19 protein-coding genes are annotated in these 16,982 nt (G+C 64.4%); 7 read left to right on the top strand and 12 right to left on the bottom strand.

The window, feature by feature from the left end; all coding sequences use genetic code 11:
- The first annotated feature begins 91 nt into the window (after nt 1-91).
- Entirely contained in the window at nt 92-1,120 is a 1,029-nt protein-coding gene (locus IEX24_RS00600; RefSeq protein ID WP_188672101.1) for an o-succinylbenzoate synthase, read from the top strand.
- 28 nt (nt 1,121-1,148) lie between these two features.
- On the opposite strand, the gene ccsB is transcribed toward IEX24_RS00600, so the two are convergent.
- Genes ccsB through IEX24_RS00575 form a run of 5 tightly spaced genes read right to left on the bottom strand, consistent with a single transcriptional unit; the run spans nt 1,149 to nt 5,977 of the window.
- Nucleotides 1,149-2,297, bottom strand: coding sequence for a c-type cytochrome biogenesis protein CcsB (ccsB, locus tag IEX24_RS00595; protein ID WP_188672098.1), 1,149 nt, complete (start codon nt 2,295-2,297; stop codon nt 1,149-1,151).
- 9 nt (nt 2,298-2,306) lie between these two features.
- Complete coding sequence (gene resB, locus IEX24_RS00590; protein ID WP_188672095.1) at nt 2,307-3,965, bottom strand: cytochrome c biogenesis protein ResB; 1,659 nt, start codon at nt 3,963-3,965, stop codon at nt 2,307-2,309.
- Nucleotides 3,949-4,689 carry a cytochrome c biogenesis CcdA family protein gene (locus IEX24_RS00585; RefSeq protein WP_188672092.1) on the bottom strand — a complete coding sequence of 247 codons (741 nt, stop codon included), beginning with the start codon at nt 4,687-4,689 and terminating at the stop codon, nt 3,949-3,951. The genes resB and IEX24_RS00585 overlap by 17 nt, the downstream gene beginning before the upstream one ends.
- A gap of 6 nt (nt 4,690-4,695) precedes the next feature.
- Nucleotides 4,696-5,319 (bottom strand): TlpA family protein disulfide reductase, encoded by a 624-nt coding sequence (locus IEX24_RS00580; protein WP_188672088.1) that lies wholly within the window; start codon nt 5,317-5,319, stop codon nt 4,696-4,698.
- 13 nt (nt 5,320-5,332) lie between these two features.
- Nucleotides 5,333-5,977 carry a histidine phosphatase family protein gene (locus IEX24_RS00575; protein WP_188672085.1) on the bottom strand — a complete coding sequence of 215 codons (645 nt, stop codon included), beginning with the start codon at nt 5,975-5,977 and terminating at the stop codon, nt 5,333-5,335.
- A gap of 87 nt (nt 5,978-6,064) precedes the next feature.
- Between IEX24_RS00575 and aspS the strand changes: the two genes are divergently transcribed.
- Nucleotides 6,065-7,393, top strand: a complete 1,329-nt coding sequence (gene aspS / locus IEX24_RS00570; RefSeq protein WP_188672082.1) for an aspartate--tRNA(Asn) ligase — start codon at nt 6,065-6,067, stop codon at nt 7,391-7,393.
- Between the two features lie 115 nt (nt 7,394-7,508).
- Here aspS and IEX24_RS00565 read toward each other — a convergent pair whose 3' ends face one another.
- From IEX24_RS00565 to IEX24_RS00545, 5 genes are all read right to left on the bottom strand, one after another.
- Nucleotides 7,509-8,384: a UPF0758 domain-containing protein gene (locus IEX24_RS00565; protein WP_188672080.1), complete on the bottom strand. Its 876-nt coding sequence runs from the start codon at nt 8,382-8,384 to the stop codon at nt 7,509-7,511.
- A 97-nt stretch (nt 8,385-8,481) separates the two neighbouring features.
- On the bottom strand, nt 8,482-8,751 hold the full coding sequence (locus IEX24_RS00560; protein ID WP_188672076.1) for a glutaredoxin family protein: 270 nt from the start codon (nt 8,749-8,751) through the stop codon (nt 8,482-8,484).
- Nucleotides 8,752-8,975: 224 nt separating this feature from the next.
- Nucleotides 8,976-9,074: a 30S ribosomal protein bS22 gene (locus IEX24_RS00555; RefSeq protein WP_003792170.1), complete on the bottom strand. Its 99-nt coding sequence runs from the start codon at nt 9,072-9,074 to the stop codon at nt 8,976-8,978.
- 93 nt (nt 9,075-9,167) lie between these two features.
- The gene (locus IEX24_RS00550) at nt 9,168-9,398 is read right to left on the bottom strand and encodes a helix-turn-helix domain-containing protein (protein WP_188672073.1); all 231 of its coding nucleotides are present in this window, start codon (nt 9,396-9,398) and stop codon (nt 9,168-9,170) included.
- A gap of 79 nt (nt 9,399-9,477) precedes the next feature.
- Nucleotides 9,478-10,086: an ArsR/SmtB family transcription factor gene (locus tag IEX24_RS00545; RefSeq protein ID WP_188672070.1), complete on the bottom strand. Its 609-nt coding sequence runs from the start codon at nt 10,084-10,086 to the stop codon at nt 9,478-9,480.
- 106 nt (nt 10,087-10,192) lie between these two features.
- Between IEX24_RS00545 and IEX24_RS00540 the strand changes: the two genes are divergently transcribed.
- Both IEX24_RS00540 and IEX24_RS00535 read left to right on the top strand, forming a co-directional pair.
- Nucleotides 10,193-11,647 (top strand): TrkH family potassium uptake protein, encoded by a 1,455-nt coding sequence (locus tag IEX24_RS00540; RefSeq protein WP_188672067.1) that lies wholly within the window; start codon nt 10,193-10,195, stop codon nt 11,645-11,647.
- Nucleotides 11,640-12,332 carry a potassium channel family protein gene (locus tag IEX24_RS00535; protein WP_188672065.1) on the top strand — a complete coding sequence of 231 codons (693 nt, stop codon included), beginning with the start codon at nt 11,640-11,642 and terminating at the stop codon, nt 12,330-12,332. The genes IEX24_RS00540 and IEX24_RS00535 overlap by 8 nt, the downstream gene beginning before the upstream one ends.
- Nucleotides 12,333-12,353: 21 nt before the next feature.
- Here IEX24_RS00535 and proC read toward each other — a convergent pair whose 3' ends face one another.
- The gene (gene proC / locus IEX24_RS00530; protein WP_188672063.1) at nt 12,354-13,202 is read right to left on the bottom strand and encodes a pyrroline-5-carboxylate reductase; all 849 of its coding nucleotides are present in this window, start codon (nt 13,200-13,202) and stop codon (nt 12,354-12,356) included.
- Between the two features lie 54 nt (nt 13,203-13,256).
- Between proC and IEX24_RS00525 the strand changes: the two genes are divergently transcribed.
- Entirely contained in the window at nt 13,257-14,219 is a 963-nt protein-coding gene (locus tag IEX24_RS00525) for a cation diffusion facilitator family transporter (RefSeq protein WP_188672059.1), read from the top strand.
- Here IEX24_RS00525 and tadA read toward each other — a convergent pair.
- Nucleotides 14,211-14,693: a tRNA adenosine(34) deaminase TadA gene (gene tadA, locus IEX24_RS00520; RefSeq protein WP_268236202.1), complete on the bottom strand. Its 483-nt coding sequence runs from the start codon at nt 14,691-14,693 to the stop codon at nt 14,211-14,213. The two genes, IEX24_RS00525 and tadA, sit on opposite strands and share 9 nt — an antisense overlap.
- A 70-nt stretch (nt 14,694-14,763) precedes the next feature.
- On the opposite strand from tadA, the gene upp reads away from it, so the two are divergent.
- Both upp and IEX24_RS00510 read left to right on the top strand, forming a co-directional pair.
- Entirely contained in the window at nt 14,764-15,396 is a 633-nt protein-coding gene (gene upp / locus IEX24_RS00515) for a uracil phosphoribosyltransferase (RefSeq protein ID WP_188672056.1), read from the top strand.
- A 408-nt stretch (nt 15,397-15,804) separates the two neighbouring features.
- Nucleotides 15,805-16,563, top strand: a complete 759-nt coding sequence (locus tag IEX24_RS00510) for a winged helix-turn-helix domain-containing protein (protein ID WP_229715026.1) — start codon at nt 15,805-15,807, stop codon at nt 16,561-16,563.
- The last annotated feature ends 419 nt before the right edge of the window (nt 16,564-16,982 follow it).

Below are 16,982 nucleotides of genomic sequence, written 5' to 3'. Positions count from 1 at the left end.
GCGCGGGTTCGGGCTCGAACCGCTGAGTGCGACACGGCGCGAATCGGCCCAGGCCCCGAGCACCCGGTCGCCAGACCGGGCACAATGAGGCATGGCCTTCACGCACCGCCCCTTGCCGACGCTGACCGAATTGCTCGCCTCAGCCAGTGTCGTCTCTCTTCCGCTCAACACCCGGTTCAGGGGGGTGGATGCCCGTGAAGCCCTTATTCTGCGCGGCCCCGAAGGCGCCACCGAGTTCTCGCCCTTCGTCGAGTACGACGACGTGGAATCGCTGGCGTGGCTGGCCGGAGCCATCGACTTCGGCTGGGTGCCCACCCCCGCGCTGCTGCGCGAAAGCGTCGCCGTGAACGCGACCCTGCCGGCCGTCGCTCCGAGCGCCGTAGTCGGCGTTCTCGCCCGGTACCCGGGCTGCCGCACCATCAAAGTGAAGGTGGCCGAGCGCGGGCAGACGCTCGACGACGATCTCGCCCGTGTGCGCGAAGCCCGCGCGATTCTCGGCTCGGAGGGCCGCATCAGGCTCGACGCGAACGGCGGCTGGAACGTCGATGAGGCCGAGAAAGCGATTCACGCTCTGGCCGAGTACGACCTCGAATACGTCGAACAGCCGTGCCCCAGTATCGACGATCTGTGGGAGATTCGGCAGCGCGTGAAGTACATGGGTATTCCCATTGCGGCTGACGAGAGCGTGCGAAAAGTGGATGATCCGCTGGAGGTTGCGCGCCGGGGCGCCGCTGATCTCCTCGTCATCAAGGCGCAACCGCTGGGGGGCATCCACTCTGCCCTCGACATCGTCGAACGCGCCGGGCTGCCGGTTGTGGTGTCATCGGCGCTCGATTCGTCGATCGGTATCGCCATGGGAGCGCACCTCGCCGCGAGTATTCCCGTTCTGGAATATGACTGCGGCCTCGCCACCGCCGCGCTGCTCACGACCGACGTGACCGCAGAGCCGCTCATTCCGGTCGACGGCGCCATACCTGTGCGCCGCCCCACCCTCGACGAGTCACTCGTGCAGCAGTCACTCGCTGCGCCCGACCGTGACGCGTGGTGGCGCGACCGCCTCACCCGCGTCTACGGCTTGCTCGTCGAACTCTCGGAGTCATCAGGCCGCCACGGCGCCTAATTCGCGCGCCTGAGGAGCCCGGGCTGGTTTACAGGCCCGAGTATGAGTGCAGGCCGTGGAAGAAGACGTTCACAATGCCGAAGTTGAACAGCACGGCCGCGAAGCCGATGATGGCGAGCCATGCCGAGCGTGAACCGCGCCAGCCCCGCGTGGCCCTGGCATGAATGTACCCGGCGTAGATGACCCAGATGATGAAGGTCCACACCTCTTTGGTGTCCCACCCCCAGTACCGGCCCCAGGCGCGCTCGGCCCAAATAGCGCCGGCGATGAGCGTGAAGGTCCAGAACACGAACCCGACGATGTTCACCCGGTAAGCGAGATTCTCGAGCCGAGTCGAATCGGGCAGTGACGCTAAGAACCTGAGCTTCAAGAACTTCAGCGCAGAACCTGACACCTCACGCCGCGACTGCAGCAACTGGATGCCCGACAGCGCGAACCCGAGCGCGAAGAACGCCGTGCCGAGGCTCGCCACGAATACGTGGATGACCAGCCACGCCGACTGCAGCGCCGGCGGCAGCGGAGCGATGACCACGTAGTAGTTGACCGTCGAAATGCCGAGCAGAACGAGAACGAGACCAGTGATGAACGTGCCGAGAAAGCGCAGATCGACACGGGTGTTGACGACTAAGAACACGCCCACGATCAGCACGGTTCCGGTCATCGAGAACTCGTACATGTTGGCCCACGGAACCCGCTGAGCCGCGATACCGCGCAGCACGTCGGCCGTTACCTCGAGGGCCAGACCGATGACAGTGAACGCCATGCCGAGGCGCAGGCTGAGCGATCGTTTCGACACGCTTCCGTCAGCGGCGACGCGGCCGCCCTTGAGCGTAGAAGTGCCGCCCGATCCGCCGGTCTCGCCCGTGTCGGTTGCGGATGCCCGGCCTGCCGTGCTCGTACTGACGACGCTCTCGGGCCTCTCGACGACCGCAGTGGTACCCGCGCTTGCTGCACCAGAACCCACCGCGCTAGCTCCCACGGCACCGGCACCGGCAGCCGTGCCAACGGTCTCGAGCACATGCGGGGCCGTCGTCACCGTTCCGTCGATGCCGACCGAGTTGCCCGCCGACACCTGCGACGACCGGCGTGCAAGATCGAGCGCGAACGCGATGAAGGCAACCGCGTACACCACGATCGCGGCGTACAAGAAGAAGATCGAATACTCGTCAAGTGTCACGGGGTAAGCCTAAGCGTTTGTATCGGCGGCGGGAACGTCGCTGAGAACTTTGGAATGGCGCTCGGCGATCTCGGCTACAGCCGAAGCAAGCCGCGGATCTTCGCCGCGAGCGAGGCCGGCGTACTCGAGGCTGAGTGTGCCGTCGGCGTTTTCGCTCGCCTTGACCCACACCCGGCGGCGCGGAATGAACAGCGAAATGAGCAGGCCCGCTAGCGCAGACGCCGCGAACAGCAGCACCCAGCCCTGCGTCGGGTCGTGGTGGATGTCGAGCGAGGCATACCGTTTGACCGAATCGAAGCTGATCGTTCCGAGCCCACCCGGCAGCGCCTGGCTGTCGCCGGGCTTCAGCTCGATCGACTGCACACCGGTCGTTCCGCCGGTCAGCTGCGTCATCTTGTCGGTATCGAGCGAGTACACCGAGGTGGGTACGCCGCCGTTCAGCCCGAGGTCTCCGTCATAGACGTTGAGGGTGAGCACGGGATAGTCATCGTCGGGGTATGTCGAGTAGAAAGCGCCGGTGGTCGAGGTCGCCTGAGTCGGGTAGAAGAAGCCGATCATGCCCAATTGAGCGGCCAGACCATCCGGAATCTTCACCACACCCACGCTCGTGAGGTTGGCGTCTTGCGGCAAGAACGGCACCGAATCGGTGAACACCACTTTGCCGTTCGGGTCTTTCACGGTGATCTGCGGCGCGTAGCCGTTGCCGAGCAAGTACACGTCGGTGCCGCCGATCTCGAGCGGCGAGTTCACCTTGATATCGGATTGCTGCGGCGCCTGGCCACGTTCTTGCGTGGTCACCTCGGCGTTGTAGTCGATCGGCTGGCCGAACGCCCCATCGGCCTTCGTTTCGTAGGTCGCCGTGAACTGGTCGAGCTTGATCGAGTACGGGTCGAGCGAGTTCTCGGTGAAGAAGCGCCCGGGGTTGAAGGAGTCGTACGCTGCCAGCGTGTTCACGAACACACCGCCGTTCTCGACCACCACGCGCTGCCCGCTGAAACCGAACCCGCCCCCCACACCCACCGTGATGAGGATGCCCACCAGCGCTGCGTGGAACACGAGGTTTCCCGTTTCGCGGGCATAGCCGCGCTCGGCCGAGACCGACGCGGTTTCGTGCCCGTTCTTGTCGGCAGAACTGAATACCACGACGCGGTAGCCCGACTTACGCAGCAGCTTGCGTGCCGAGTCGACCGCTTCGACGGCGCCGACGTTCACCTCGGCAGTGCGTTTCTGAAAGCCCGCGAGGCGCGACAGACGCGCCGGGGTGCGTGGCGGCTTGGCGCGCAGTGCGTCGAAGTGGTGCTTCGCACGCGGAATGACGCACCCGACGAGCGAGATGAACAGCAACAGGTAGATGGCCGAGAACCACACCGACGTGTAGACGTCGAAGGCCTGAAACTTGTCGAGAATCGGTGCGAGCGAGGGGTTGTCGGTGAAGTACTGCGTCACGCCGTTCGGGTCGGCGGCGCGCTGCGGCACCAGCGACCCCGGCACCGCGGCCAGAGCGAGTAGCAGCAGCAAGAAGAGTGCCGTGCGCATGCTCGTGAGCTGGCGCCAGAACCAGCGCAGCCAGCCGACGAAGCCGAGCTTCGGCTGAACGATGATTCCGTCGTCGTTCGGGGCCGGCGCTTGAGGCGCCGGGGAATCGAAATGATCAGATGGCCGGGACAAAACCGGTGATCACCGCCTGCAGTTGGTAGGTCCAGATGGTCCACAGGCCGCTCACCATCAAAATGCCGATGACGACGAGGCCCACACCCCCCAGAATGTTGATGAAGCGTATATGCCGCTTGAGGAATTTAACGGTGTGCGTGACCCAGTTCAGGCCGAGCGCCACCAGCAAGAAGGGAATGCCGAGGCCGAGGCAATAGAACAGGCCGAGCAGGGCGCCGCTCCACGCGGAACCGCCGCTGAGGCTGAGCGCCTGAATGGCGCCGAGGGTCGGGCCGATGCACGGGGTCCAGCCGAGACCGAACACGATGCCGAGTATCGGAGCGCCGGCGAGGCCGGTGGCCGGCCGCCACGACGGTTTGAACGTGCGCTGCATGAAGCTGAACTGCCCGATGAAGACGAGACCGAGCAGAATCACCACAACGCCGAGCACGCGGGTGATGATGTCACTCCACACCAGCAGCCAGACACCCAGGGCGCCGAAGAGAGCGGATGCCGATACGAACACCAGCGAGAAGCCGAGCACGAACAGGCTGATGCCGAGCAGAATTCGACGCCGGTTGGCCCGCTCACCCGGCTCGCTCAGGCCCCCGACGTAGGCGAGATAACCCGGAACCAGCGGCAGCACGCACGGTGACGCGAACGACACCAGTCCGGCCAGAATCGCAATGGGAATCGCCACGATCAGCTGGCCGTTCAGCACCTCATTGGCGAACGGGTTCATCGCGGGTCAGCTCGTCTCAGCGACGGCATCGCCGATCAGCGTGTCGAGAATGTCTGGAGCGGTCGCCTGACCGAGAATTCGCGCCGCGACGCGGCCCTTTTTGTCGATCACCAGCGTGGTGGGCACCGCGTTGGGAGCGACCTCGCCGCTCAAAGCGAGCTGCACAGCACCATCGGTGTCGATAACCGACGAGTAGGTGATGCCGAACGCGGTGTTGAAGGCCTGGGCCGTCGCCGTCTGGTCTCGCACGTTCACGCCGAGAAACGTCGCGCCGTTGCCGGTGTACTTGGCGTTCAGCTTCTCGAGGGCGGGAGCTTCGGCGCGGCAGGGTGCGCAGCCGGCGTACCAGAAGTTCAGAACGAGCACCTGACCCAGGTACTGCGACGAACTCACCGTCTGGCCCGTGTCGGTTGTGCCCGTGAAGGTGACCGGAGCGCCCCGATTCTCAGCGGCGATCTCCGTCACTGTTCCGTCACCGGCGATGTACTGCTTGCTGTCGCCGCTTCGGTATTGCGCCGCGAGTGGGTCGCTCGAGCAACCGGCGAGCAGCCCCACCGCGATCACGGCGGCGGCAACAGCGAGAAGGTGACGGCGTCGCTTCAGCGGCCGGGCAGAGTTCACGTGCGTCATAGTGGTGGTCGTCTCATACTGCTCCGTCGTCGACGGCGTCGGCGAGCAGGTCGGCGGCAGGGTCTTCGTAACCAACCTCGACGAACGCGCTACCGCGACGTTCGAAGGTCGTAATACTCGACAGGTTGCAGCGGCGTTTGCGCGGGTCGTGCCACAAGCGCAGCCCGGCTACTTTCAGGTGCGTGGCCCAGATGGGCAGCTGGTGGCTCACCATGATGACATCGCCGCCCTCGACGGAGTCATAGGCGTCGTTCATTGCGGCGAGCATCCGCGTTGTGACACTTGCGTAGGCCTCACCCCAGCTGGGCTTGAAGGGGTTGGCGACCCACGACCAGTTCTTCGGATTGCGAAGCGCTCTATTTCGCATGTGCGGGCTCATGTCTTCGAACTTGTTCGTGGGTTCGATGATTCGCGGCTCGGTTTGGATGGGCAGATCGAACGCGGCCTGCTGCGGTGCCGCCGATTCCTGAGCGCGCTGAAGCGGTGAGGCGAAGAGCGCTGAAACCGAACGATTACGGGCCACAAGCTCGTCGGCAGCCGACTGCGCGATCTGCCGGCCGAGGTCAGAGAGACCGAATCCGGGCAGGCGGCCGTACAGAACATGTTCGGGGTTGAAGACCTCGCCGTGACGAACGAGGTGTAATTGGCTGGCTACCACGCCCATTAGTTTACGTAGCGTAGAAGTCGCGAAGCTGCTCAGCACCTGAACGCCCCCCAAGACAACGCCGCAGTAAGCTGTATTCCCGTGACTGAACGCACCCTCATCAAAGACCTTTCTGCTCTGCCCGACGGCCCCGTGACTGTTTCGGGGTGGGTCGAGACGGTGCGAGATCAGAAGAAGGTGCAATTCGTCGTGCTGCGCGACGAGAGTGGTGCACTGCAACTGGTGAACCCCCGCTCGGTCGACGACCAGGGTGTTGTTTTGGCCGACGAGCCCGCAACCACCATCTCTGCCCTCACGCAGGGCTCTTTCGTCACGGCCACGGGTGAGCTCAAACACGACGAGCGCGTGAAACTGGGCGGCATCGAAGTGAAGCTCGACTCTCTCACCGTCGCCACGCTGGCGAACCCCGAAACACCGATCGCCGCCGACAGCGGCATCGATAAGCGCATGGACTGGCGCTTTCTCGACCTTCGCGTACCGCGCAACGCACTGATTTTTCGCATTCAGACGACTCTCGAGCACGCTTTTCGCACGTACTGGATCGAACGCGACTATGTAGAGATTCACACCCCGAAGCTCATGGCGAGCCCCTCGGAGTCGAACGCCGAGCTGTTCAAGCTCGACTACTTCGACACCACTGCGTACCTCGCGCAGAGCCCGCAGTTCTTCAAGCAGATGGCGCAGTCTGCCGGGTTCGGCAAGATCTTCGACATCGGGCCGGTGTTTCGCGCAGACCCGTCGTTCACGTCGCGGCACGCCACTGAGTACACGGGTGTCGACGCCGAGATCAGCTGGATCGACAGCCACGAAGACGTCATGCGCATGCAAGAAGAATTGATTGTGGCCGGGTTCTCTGCGGTCGCGGCGAAGCACGGTGCTGAGATCAGAGAGCTGTTCGACGTCGAGATCGTTGTGCCGAGCATCCCGTTTCCCCGAATTCCGCTGCTCGAAGCGAAAGACATCGTGGCGGCCAGAGGGCATGTGGTCGACCGCAATGACGACGACCTCGACCCCGAGGGTGAGCGTCAGATCGCCGCCTACGTTGCCGAGACATTCGGGCACGAGTTCGTGTTTCTCACCGACTACCCCGCGAGCATTCGGCCGTTCTACCACATGCGAAACGACGAAGACACGTCGCTCACCAAGAGCTACGACCTGGTCTACCGGGGCACCGAGATCACCACGGGCGCTCAGCGCGAGCACCGAGTCGACATTCTCGAGGCTCAGGCCGTTGAAAAGGGGCTCGACCCGCACGAGCTCGACTACTACCTCGACTTCTTTCGCTTCGGAGTGCCGCCGCACGGCGGATTCGGCATGGGCCTCGCCCGCGTGCTGATGCTGATGCTGCACCAGGGCAACCTGCGCGAGGTGACGTACCTCTTTCGCGGCCCGACCCGCCTGCAGCCGTAACTCTCGTCGTAGCCGCACGGGCCGGCGCCGATGCGGATGCACGGGTCGGCGCCCCCGCCGCCACGGTTCACACCCCGCCAGGCACTGGGTGCGCGGCCGACTCCTCAATCGCCGGCTAGTCAAGAGCTGACCACGAAGTGGGCGACACGATGACCGTTGACAAGTAGCGCAAACCCACGGTCGCAGCGGCGAGTTTGAGCACGTCGCGGGTGGCTCCGAGGTCGTGATCGTCTGCTCGAGCGAGGGTTTCGGCCACGCAGATGGCGAGCGCGAATGCGCCGCCGCCTCGATAGAGCACTTCGTGCAGCACCCGTGGCACCAGCGACGGGATGCCCTCACCTTCGCCCCTGGCCAACGGCACCACCACGAGCACGCGCATCTCCTCGTCTGCAACCACCACGCAGATGCCTTCAGGCGGAGGCACCTCGAGCGAAGCGGCGGGTACGCCCGGAACGACGGGTTCGCCCGGAACGGCGGGTTCGCCCGAAACGGCGGGTTCGCCCGAAACGGCGGGTTCGCCCGAAACGCACATCGTTGCGGCCTCCCTCTGCTCGCGAGACTGACCCGGCTCGCTGCGCGCGTCAGAACCGTCTGCCAGCGAGCGCGGCCCGCGCGGGGCTGAGCGCGTCGCCACGAAGGCGCGCACGATGGCAACCACGTCGGCGGGGCCCTCGATTACAACACCCGGCAACGGGTTGTGTGCTCTGCGCCATAGTTCGGCGACCGCAACCACTCGCCCGGCCGTTGCCACCCCCACGCCCATCAGCGACATCAGTTCACGCACGGTCATCACCATGAGTTCTTGCACGCCCCCGGCCTGCTCGAGCAGTGATGCGGCATTGTCGAGCACATTCACACCGGGTAGGCCAGAGCCGAGTACCAGCGCGACCAATTCGGAGTCGGTCAGACCGCCAGGCCCCAGCCGCGCCAGCTTTTCGCGGGGCCGGTCACTCGGGGCGACCGCCCACAACGATTCGCGAGTCGATTTCATGACCAAACGCTAGTAGGCGCCTGGGGAGGCGAACCGGCCCATCACCATATCTGTGGATAACTCGGCCGCGCACTGCCTGTGGAATCGCCCCGCAGCGCTAGCGAACGGCAAGCACCGCAGTGCGCAGACGATCAGGGTCGACCCGCCAGAACGTGTGCACCTTGCCGTTGATGAGAATCACCGGAATGTCTTCGACGTGCTCGTCGTAGAGCGTCTGATCGTCGAAGATCGACAGCTCGCCAACCACGATCTCTGGGGCCCCTTCGGTGTGCCCGAGATCGGAGACGACTTTCGTCACCACCTGACGGGCGTCGTCGCAGAGATGACAACCGGGCTTGCCGATGAGAGTGATTTCTGCGCGGGCCATGTCACTAGCCTACGTGCGCTGCATTCCGGTTTCGATACGCGGCTTTATCGCTACCCAAGCAGCGGCGAAGCCGCGGGCGCCGCGACTTTCGCGGGGAGTTCTGCCGGGCATCCACGCCCCGCGCGAGCACGAAGCTCTGGGCAAGCAAAAAGCGCCAGGCCGAAAGCCTGACGCCCGAGCAACCATCAGCCGAACACCACGCGGTGTCGGCAGAGAGCGCTTGCCTACTTCTTGTTGCGACGCTGGTGACGAGTCTTACGAAGCAGCTTGCGGTGCTTCTTCTTCGCCATACGCTTACGACGCTTCTTAATTACGGAACCCACTGATACCTCACAAGATTTGGGTTGACCAGCGCAGTGCGCGCGGCCGAGAAGGAAAAATTGCCTCGAAGCAGTCTAGCGCACCAGGGCGTGTCTTCACGCGCCGGGGGCCGCCGAACGACTATGCGGCTCCACGTGCGACTGGCTCGCGGGCGTCTCGATGGCCGCCTGCACGGCTGTCTCGGGCACGCGAAACGAACGGCCGAAGCGGATGGCCGGCAGATCTCCGGAGTGCACCATGCGGTACACCGTCATTTTCGACACGCGCATCATGTCGGCGACTTCGGCGACGGTGAGAAAGCGCACGTCTGACAGCTCGTTGGCCACGCGCACCCTTTCTCGTCGTGCTTGGTGTTACCTGTGTGGTAACTGGTAACTCTAGGGGCTGGTGATAGCCGCTGTAAAGTCAGTCGCTGCTGCGCGAGATGGTCGGAAACCGACGCGACGCTTCGCCAAAGAGCGAACGGGCGCGCTCGGCAGCAGTGGCCACCGTCTGGCCAACACGCTCGCCGGCCAGAGCGGCCTGCGACTTGACCTTCGAAGCCGCCTCGGTTACATCAGACGAGATCGAATCGGCCGACGCCGCAGCTGACGACACCGCCGAGCCGGCAGCCGCCGCCACCTCGTCGAGCTCGGCCTCGAAATCGATTCCGTCTTCTTCTGCCGCCTCGTCGAAGTCGGCGCTCAGAAACGGAATGAGCCAGTCTTCGACCTCTTCGAGGGGAGCGGATTCGAGGGTGTAGTAGCGGTGCTGGCCCACCTCGCGAACACTCACGAGCCCGGCATCCCGAAGCACTTTGAGATGCTTCGACACGGTCGGCTGACTCAGTTCGAGCAACTCGACGATTTCAGACACGCTGACCTCGCCCATCGGTGTGTTAGCGGGCGCGTCAGCCGCATCGCCGGCAGCCTTACCGCTGTCGTCGTCGGAATCAGACCCGACGTAACGCTCGAGCAACAGCGAGAGCACGTGGCGCCGCGTGGGGTCAGCTATCACAGAGAAAATGTCGGCCATGGCTACAGGGTAGTTGGTTGGCGTGTGTTGTGGCAGTCATGCGGCTGGTGCCATGCTGAGACGGCGTTCGCGTCGAGGTTCGACGGCAACGGCAACAGGGGTGCGAATGGCTGGTGGTCAGACGCGGGGCACTCGGGCCATCAGGGCACCGCGTTACGGTTCGCGCTCGCTCCCCGTGCGCATCCGTGATGCCGTCGACGACTTCTCCGGGCGTTCGCCCGCGCGCTTCGCAATACTCATTTTCTTGGTGCTGATCGGCATTTTCACCTTCTTGTTCACGTTGCCGGTGGCGAGCGCCACAGACCAGCCGACAAGCTTCGCCGACGCACTGTTCACCGCCGTTTCGGTGATCTGTGTGACCGGGCTCTCGACCGTCGACATGGCCACGCACTGGTCGGTTTTCGGTGAGGCGCTCATCTATATCGGAGTTCAGATCGGCGCGCTGGGGGTACTGACCGTCGCGTCTCTTCTCGGCTTGGTCATCTCGCGGCGGCTCGGCTTGCGCTCGCGCTTGCTCGCGGCGGGCGAGGCCGACCCCTCACGAAACGTTCGGGGGAGCAGCTCGGCACTGCGGCTCGGCGATGTCGGCGGCCTGCTCGCCACCGTCGCCGTGAGCGCCTTAGTCATCGAAGTGGTTCTCGCTGCGCTCATTTTTCCCCGGATGCTCATCGAAGGCGTGCAGCCGGCGCAGGCTGCACTGCAGAGCTTCTACTACTCGGCGATGGCGTTCACCAACACGGGGTTCAGCCCTAACGCTGCCGGCCTCGCGCCGTTCGCGTCGGACTACTACTTTCTGAGCATCCTGATGATCGGGGTGTTTCTCGGCAGCATCGGGTTTCCCGTGATCTATGCGTGGTCGCGGGCGATTCGCATCCGCGGGCGGCAGCGCTGGTCGCTGCACGTCAAGCTCACCGTGGTGACGTCGGTCATCTTGCTCGCCGGCGGAACCGTGGCGTACTTCAGCCTCGAATTCTCGAACCCTGCCACGTTCGGCAGCATGGGCTTCGGCGACAAGCTTTTTCAGTCGTTGTTCTTGTCGACGATGACCCGCTCAGGCGGGTTCGCGACCATCAACGTCGACCAGCTGAACGGCTCGAGCATGCTCATCACCGACATGCTCATGTTCATCGGCGGCGGTTCGGCCTCGACGGCCGGCGGTATCAAGGTCACAACCATCGCCGTACTCTTTCTCGCAGCGTTCGCGGAGGCGCGAGGCAACGACCCCATCGAAGCGTTTCGGCGGCGCATTCCCGTCGACATTCTGCGACTCGCGGTGAGCATCGTGCTCTGGGGGGCGACGACGGTCGCGGTCGCAACCATCGTCATTCTGCAGCTCACCCGCGCCTCGCTCGACGACGTGCTCTTCGACGTCATTTCTGCCTTCGGCACGTCAGGCCTGTCGACCGGGCTCACCGCGAGCCTGCCCGACCCCGGAATCTACGTCATGGCGGGCGTCATGTTCATGGGCCGCATTGGTACAGTGACGTTCGCGGCCGCGCTGGCCTCACGGCAGCGCCGCCAGCTCTACCTGAACCCTGAAGAGAGGCCGATCGTTGGCTAGGCAGGCAACACCGCACCCGCGCAAAGTTTCGGCCGACGCACCGGTTCTGGTCATCGGCCTGGGGCGCTTCGGCGCGGCCGCGGCGGCGAAACTCGAACAACTCGGGCGCGAAGTGCTCGTCATCGACTCCGACCCGGTGCTGGTGCAGAAATGGTCTGACAAGGTGACGCACGCTGTGCAAGCGGATGCCCGAGACCTCGACGCACTCAAGCAGGTGGGGGGCTCTAACTTCTCGGTGGCCATCGTCGCCGTGGGGGCGTCGCTCGAGGGCAGCGTGGTGATCACGGCGAACCTCGTCGACCTGGGAATACCGCAGATCTGGGCGAAGGCCATGTCGCCCTCGCACGGCACCATTCTCGAGCGCATCGGCGCCAACCACGTGATCTACGCCGAGGCGGAGGCCGGCGACAGGCTAGCGCACCTCGTGTCAGGGCAGGTGCTCGACTTCATCGAGTTCGACGACGAGCTCTCGGTGGCGAAGTTGCGGCCGCCGCATGTGGCGCAGGGGGCCGCGATCTCTGAGCTCGGGCTGCGCCGCAAATACGGCATCACGATTGTGGGTGTTCGGGCGCCCGATCAGGTGTTCGTCTACGCGAGCTCAGACACGGTGGTGGGGCCAGACGACTTCATCGTGGTCGCGGGAACGGCGTCAGACATCGACGCGTTCGCCCGCTTGCAGCGTTGATTGTGCGCCGCGGAGGTGGCGTCAGCCGGCCGCGAGTTCGCGGGCTCGGGCTAAGGCCGCGTCAGTGGCCGCAGTGAAGAGGGTGTCGAGCCGGGCATCCTGCAGCACGGCGATGGCGCGCTCGGTGGTTCCCTTGGGGCTGGTGACTTGGATGCGCAGTTCTTCTGGCGTTTTGCCTGATTGGCGCAGCAACTCGGTCGCGCCGATGAACGTGCCGTTCACGAGCAGGGCTGCTTCGTCGGCGCTGAACCCCTTCTCCACAGCCGCAGTGGTCAGTGCTTCTATCAACAGATAGACGTAAGCGGGGCCTGAGCCAGAGATCGTGCTGAGAGCATCGAGCTGTGACTCAGAAACCTCCAGAACTTCACCGACCGTCTCGAACAGGCGCCGCACCGTCTCGAGCTGCTCGGGCGTCGAACGGGTGCCCGCACTCACTCCGGTTACGGCGCGGCCCACCGTAGCCGGGGTGTTCGGCATCGAACGGATGACCGACACCCCCTCTGGCAGATGCTTCTCGAACGTGGCGATGCTCACGCCTGCCGCGACGCTCACCACGACGGTGCCCGGCGCAAGAGCATCGGCGATCTCGTCGAGCAGATCGGGCACCATGGCCGGCTTCACGGCGACGAGCACGATCGCTGCGCCCTTGACGGCTGCACTGTTCGCGTTCTCGTCAGACTCGGTCAGGAGCGAGACGAGACGATCGTCGTCGGGAAGCTTCGCCGCGCTCGCGGCCGATCGGTTCGTGACGCGAATCGGGCCGTCGACCTCGACCCCCGGGGCCAGCAGCCCGCTCAGAATGGCTCGACCCATCGAGCCCACGCCGAGAATCGAAATGGCGGGCAGTGAAACGGGCGAATGCTCAGTCATTCGTCCATCCTAGGATTGACGACAACCACGAAACGAAAGAACGAGGCCTCACCCGTGAGCACTTCAGGCGGCAGCAGAGCGATTCTGGCGGCACTGGGGGCGAACGTGGGAATCGCCATCATCAAGTTCATCGCCTTCATCATTTCGGGCTCGTCGTCGATGCTCGCCGAGAGTGTGCACTCGCTCGCCGACTCGGGCAACCAGGTGCTTCTGCTGCTCGGCGGGCGAAAGTCACGCAAACAGGCTGACGTCGAGCATCCGTTCGGGTACGGGCGCGAGCGGTATGTGTACGCCTTCGTGGTGTCGATCATCCTGTTCTCGGTGGGTGGTGTGTTCTCGCTCTACGAGGGAGTCGAGAAGATCAGCCACCCGCACCCCATCGACTCGCCATGGGTGCCCATCGTGGTGCTGCTGGCCGCGATGGTGCTCGAGGGTTTCTCGCTTCGAACGGCGATGAAAGAGAGCAATCACACCCGGGGCAAGCTGAGCTGGGTGCAGTTCGTGCGGCGCGCGAAGGCGCCCGAGCTGCCCGTGGTGCTGCTCGAAGACGTTGCCGCGCTGACCGGGCTCACGTTCGCGTTCGTGGGCATCGTCATCGCAGTCGCGACGGGCAATGGGGTGTGGGATGGCATCGGAACGATCGCCATCGGTACCCTTCTCGTGGCCGTCGCTGTGGTACTCGGCATCGAGACGAAGAGCTTGCTCGTGGGCGAGGGCGCGTCGGCGGTCGACGTGACCGCCATTCAGGATGCCATCGATGCTGGGCACGATGTCGAGCGGGTCATTCACATGAAGACGCTCTACCTCGGGCCAGACGAGCTGATGGTGGCGGCGAAGATCGCGCTGCCTGCATCGGCGCGGCTCGATGACGTGGCGAACACCATCAACGCCGTCGAGGCTCGTATTCGCGCGGCCGTTCCGATTGCGCGAGTGATCTACATCGAGCCCGATGTCTATGTGGCAGAGGCGAGCCCGGCCACCCCCACCGAAGCGATCGTGATTAAGGCCTCAGACTGAGGGCCGGGCGCGAAAGAAGTCGGTCAGCAGGGCCGCGCACTCCGCGGCTCTGACCCCCGCGAACACCTCGACGCGGTGGTTCAGGCGGCGGTCGCGCAGCACGTCGTAGACCGAACCGGCGGCGCCGGCTTTATCGTCCCATGCGCCAAAGACCACGCACTCGACTCGAGCTGCGAGAATCGCGCCGGCACACATTACGCACGGCTCGAGCGTGACCACAAGCGTGGTTCCCGGCAGCTGCCAGTCGCCTCGATGGCGCGCGGCCGCGCGAAGCGCCACGATCTCCGCGTGAGCGGTGGGGTCGTTGTGCAGCTCGCGCTCGTTATGGCCGAGAGCGAGAAGCTCACCCGAATTCGAGATGAGCACTGCTCCGACCGGCACATCACCCGAGGTGAGGGCGCCGCGCGCCTCGGTGAGGGCGGCGAGCATCCATTGGTCGTGTTGTTCTGATGCGGGGAACACGGTTTCTGTCACCGTCACAACCCCTCTCGTCGCCTGCCGCAGATGCTGGGTCGAAAGACCACCCTGACGGTAGGTTTACTTTATGCGAGTACACGTTGCCGACCACCCGCTCATCACCCACAAATTGACCGTGCTGCGTGATAAGACGACTTCGTCGGCGACCTTTCGGGCGCTCACCGAAGAACTCGTGACGCTGCTCGCCTATGAGGCGACGCGCGGGGTTCGGGTCAACGAAGTCACCATCACGACGCCCGTCGCCGAAACCACCGGGGTTGCGCTCAGCGAACCGCGGCCACTCGTCGTGCCGATTCTTCGTGCTGGGCTCGGGATGCTCGAGGGAATGGTGAAACTCGTTCCGACGGCCGAGGTGGGCTTTCTCGGCATGGTTCGCAACGAAGAGACCCTCGAACCGTCGACGTATGCCGAACGGCTGCCCGACGACCTTTCAGATCGGCAGTGTTTCGTGCTCGATCCGATGCTCGCGACGGGCGGATCGCTCGGCGCCGCCATCGAGTTCTTGTTCAATCGAGGTGCGATCGACGTCACGGCCATCTGCTTGCTGGCGGCACCTGAGGGAGTTGCTGCTCTCGAGGCCCGCACGGCCGGCCGTGACGTGACGCTCGTTCTCGGCGCGCTGGATGAACGGCTGAACGATCAGGGCTACATCGTGCCGGGCCTGGGTGATGCCGGCGACCGCCTTTATGGGCTCGCCTAACCCTCTCTTCGCAGCCAATCGCCGATGGATCGCGGTCAATCGCGCAAAAGAATTGACTTTGACGCCGATTCTTTGCTTTACTTCTAGACATGTATGACAACACGCCTTCCACTGCTGCCGCTTCGGCCTTTGGGAACGCCGGCATGATGATGCCCGGCGCCGTTGCCATGCCCTGTCGAATGTGTCGCTGACGAGAGCGTCTTCACCCAAAGACACCCCTCGCCGAGTCTCTGGCCGTAGAGCCGCGCCGTTCGACTGCGCGCTGGTCTGAGCTCCCGAAAGACCCGCACCCCGGTCTCTCGCACACGGCCTCAGCTTTTTGCAGCTGACCGGCCCTCGACAAACCTGCACAGACATCTCGCCCTTTCGTCGGCGGCTGTGCGCATCATCACCCAAAGGACTCCTCCCGTGTCAATCGCTCACCTTTCAACGCCGCTCGCCACCTCGTACAACGCACCGAGCATCTCGGCTGCACCCGGCGCATCCACCGGCTCGGCCGGCACAGCTGCTACCGCCACTGCGACCGCCGGTTCGGCCGCACCGCACATTCGCGCGGTGCCCGCCGGCACCGAGGCTCGCGGCTTCGTTCTCTACGTAGGCATCGACGAGGAGAAGGCCGAACAAGACGGCACCGAGCTCGGCTCGATCGTGTCGCAGATCAAGGCGCTGGTCGCTCAGCTCGCCCCGAGCTCAGAAACGTATGCGGCAGTAGCGCTCGCGCCCCGCGGCTCCGGTGGCCGCGACGTCGACGTTGTTCGGCTCGCGTTGCAAGACCCCGCCGCGCTCGCGAAGCACCGCCAGAGCACCGAGCCCGACCCGGCCGACCGCGCACACGCGGGCGTCGTCATCGACCTTTCGCGCAAGCGCCTCCTGCTCGACAACGAGTCGGCCAACCTGACCTACAAAGAATTCGAGCTGCTGCAGTACCTGGTGCTGCGCGAAGGCCGCACCATCGAGCGCGCCGAATTGATCTCGGCCCTCTGGAGCTCAGGCGACGACGACATTCCCAACGAGCGCACCATCGACGTGCACGTGCGTCGCCTGCGCTCGAAGCTCGGCAGCTACGAAGACATCGTGCGCACCGTGCGCGGCGTCGGCTACCGCTTCGATCGCCACGCTGATGTCTCAGTGCGCCAGACCAGCACCCCTTCGCCCGACCTGTTCTGAGTTGTTTTGTGCGCCGCCGCCTCTGCGGCGCACAACTTGCGTCGGGAATCGCAGGTCGCGAGGAGCGAGATCCTCGCGATACACCGAATTCACTCGCTGCGTCGCGCGTCTCCAGGTACGAGCTGAATTGCCGCATCAGCGGTCGCACAAATCAGAGACGGCCGCCGCTTCCACGCGCAATCGATGAAGCCAGAGCGGATGCCTGACCTCTGTCATGTGCCGCACCGGGTTCATCTCGGGGATCGAGCCGTCGCGCAAAGTCACGCGAGCGACGTTGGCGAAGGGTCAGCACCAACGTAAGCCCGGCCACTATGACCACCAAGCCCACAATTGCGTAAATGATGAACATCCGCATCCTTTGCTCGAGAATTACTCAGAGTCTAGGATCTTTGCTCAGATTCCGCATGCAGGCTCTCGAA

This window comes from Subtercola lobariae (assembly GCF_014640255.1).
Lineage (GTDB): Bacteria > Actinomycetota > Actinomycetes > Actinomycetales > Microbacteriaceae > Subtercola > Subtercola lobariae.
Note: the sequence above shows the minus strand (reverse complement) of the source record. Positions and strands in the feature narration are given on the sequence as shown.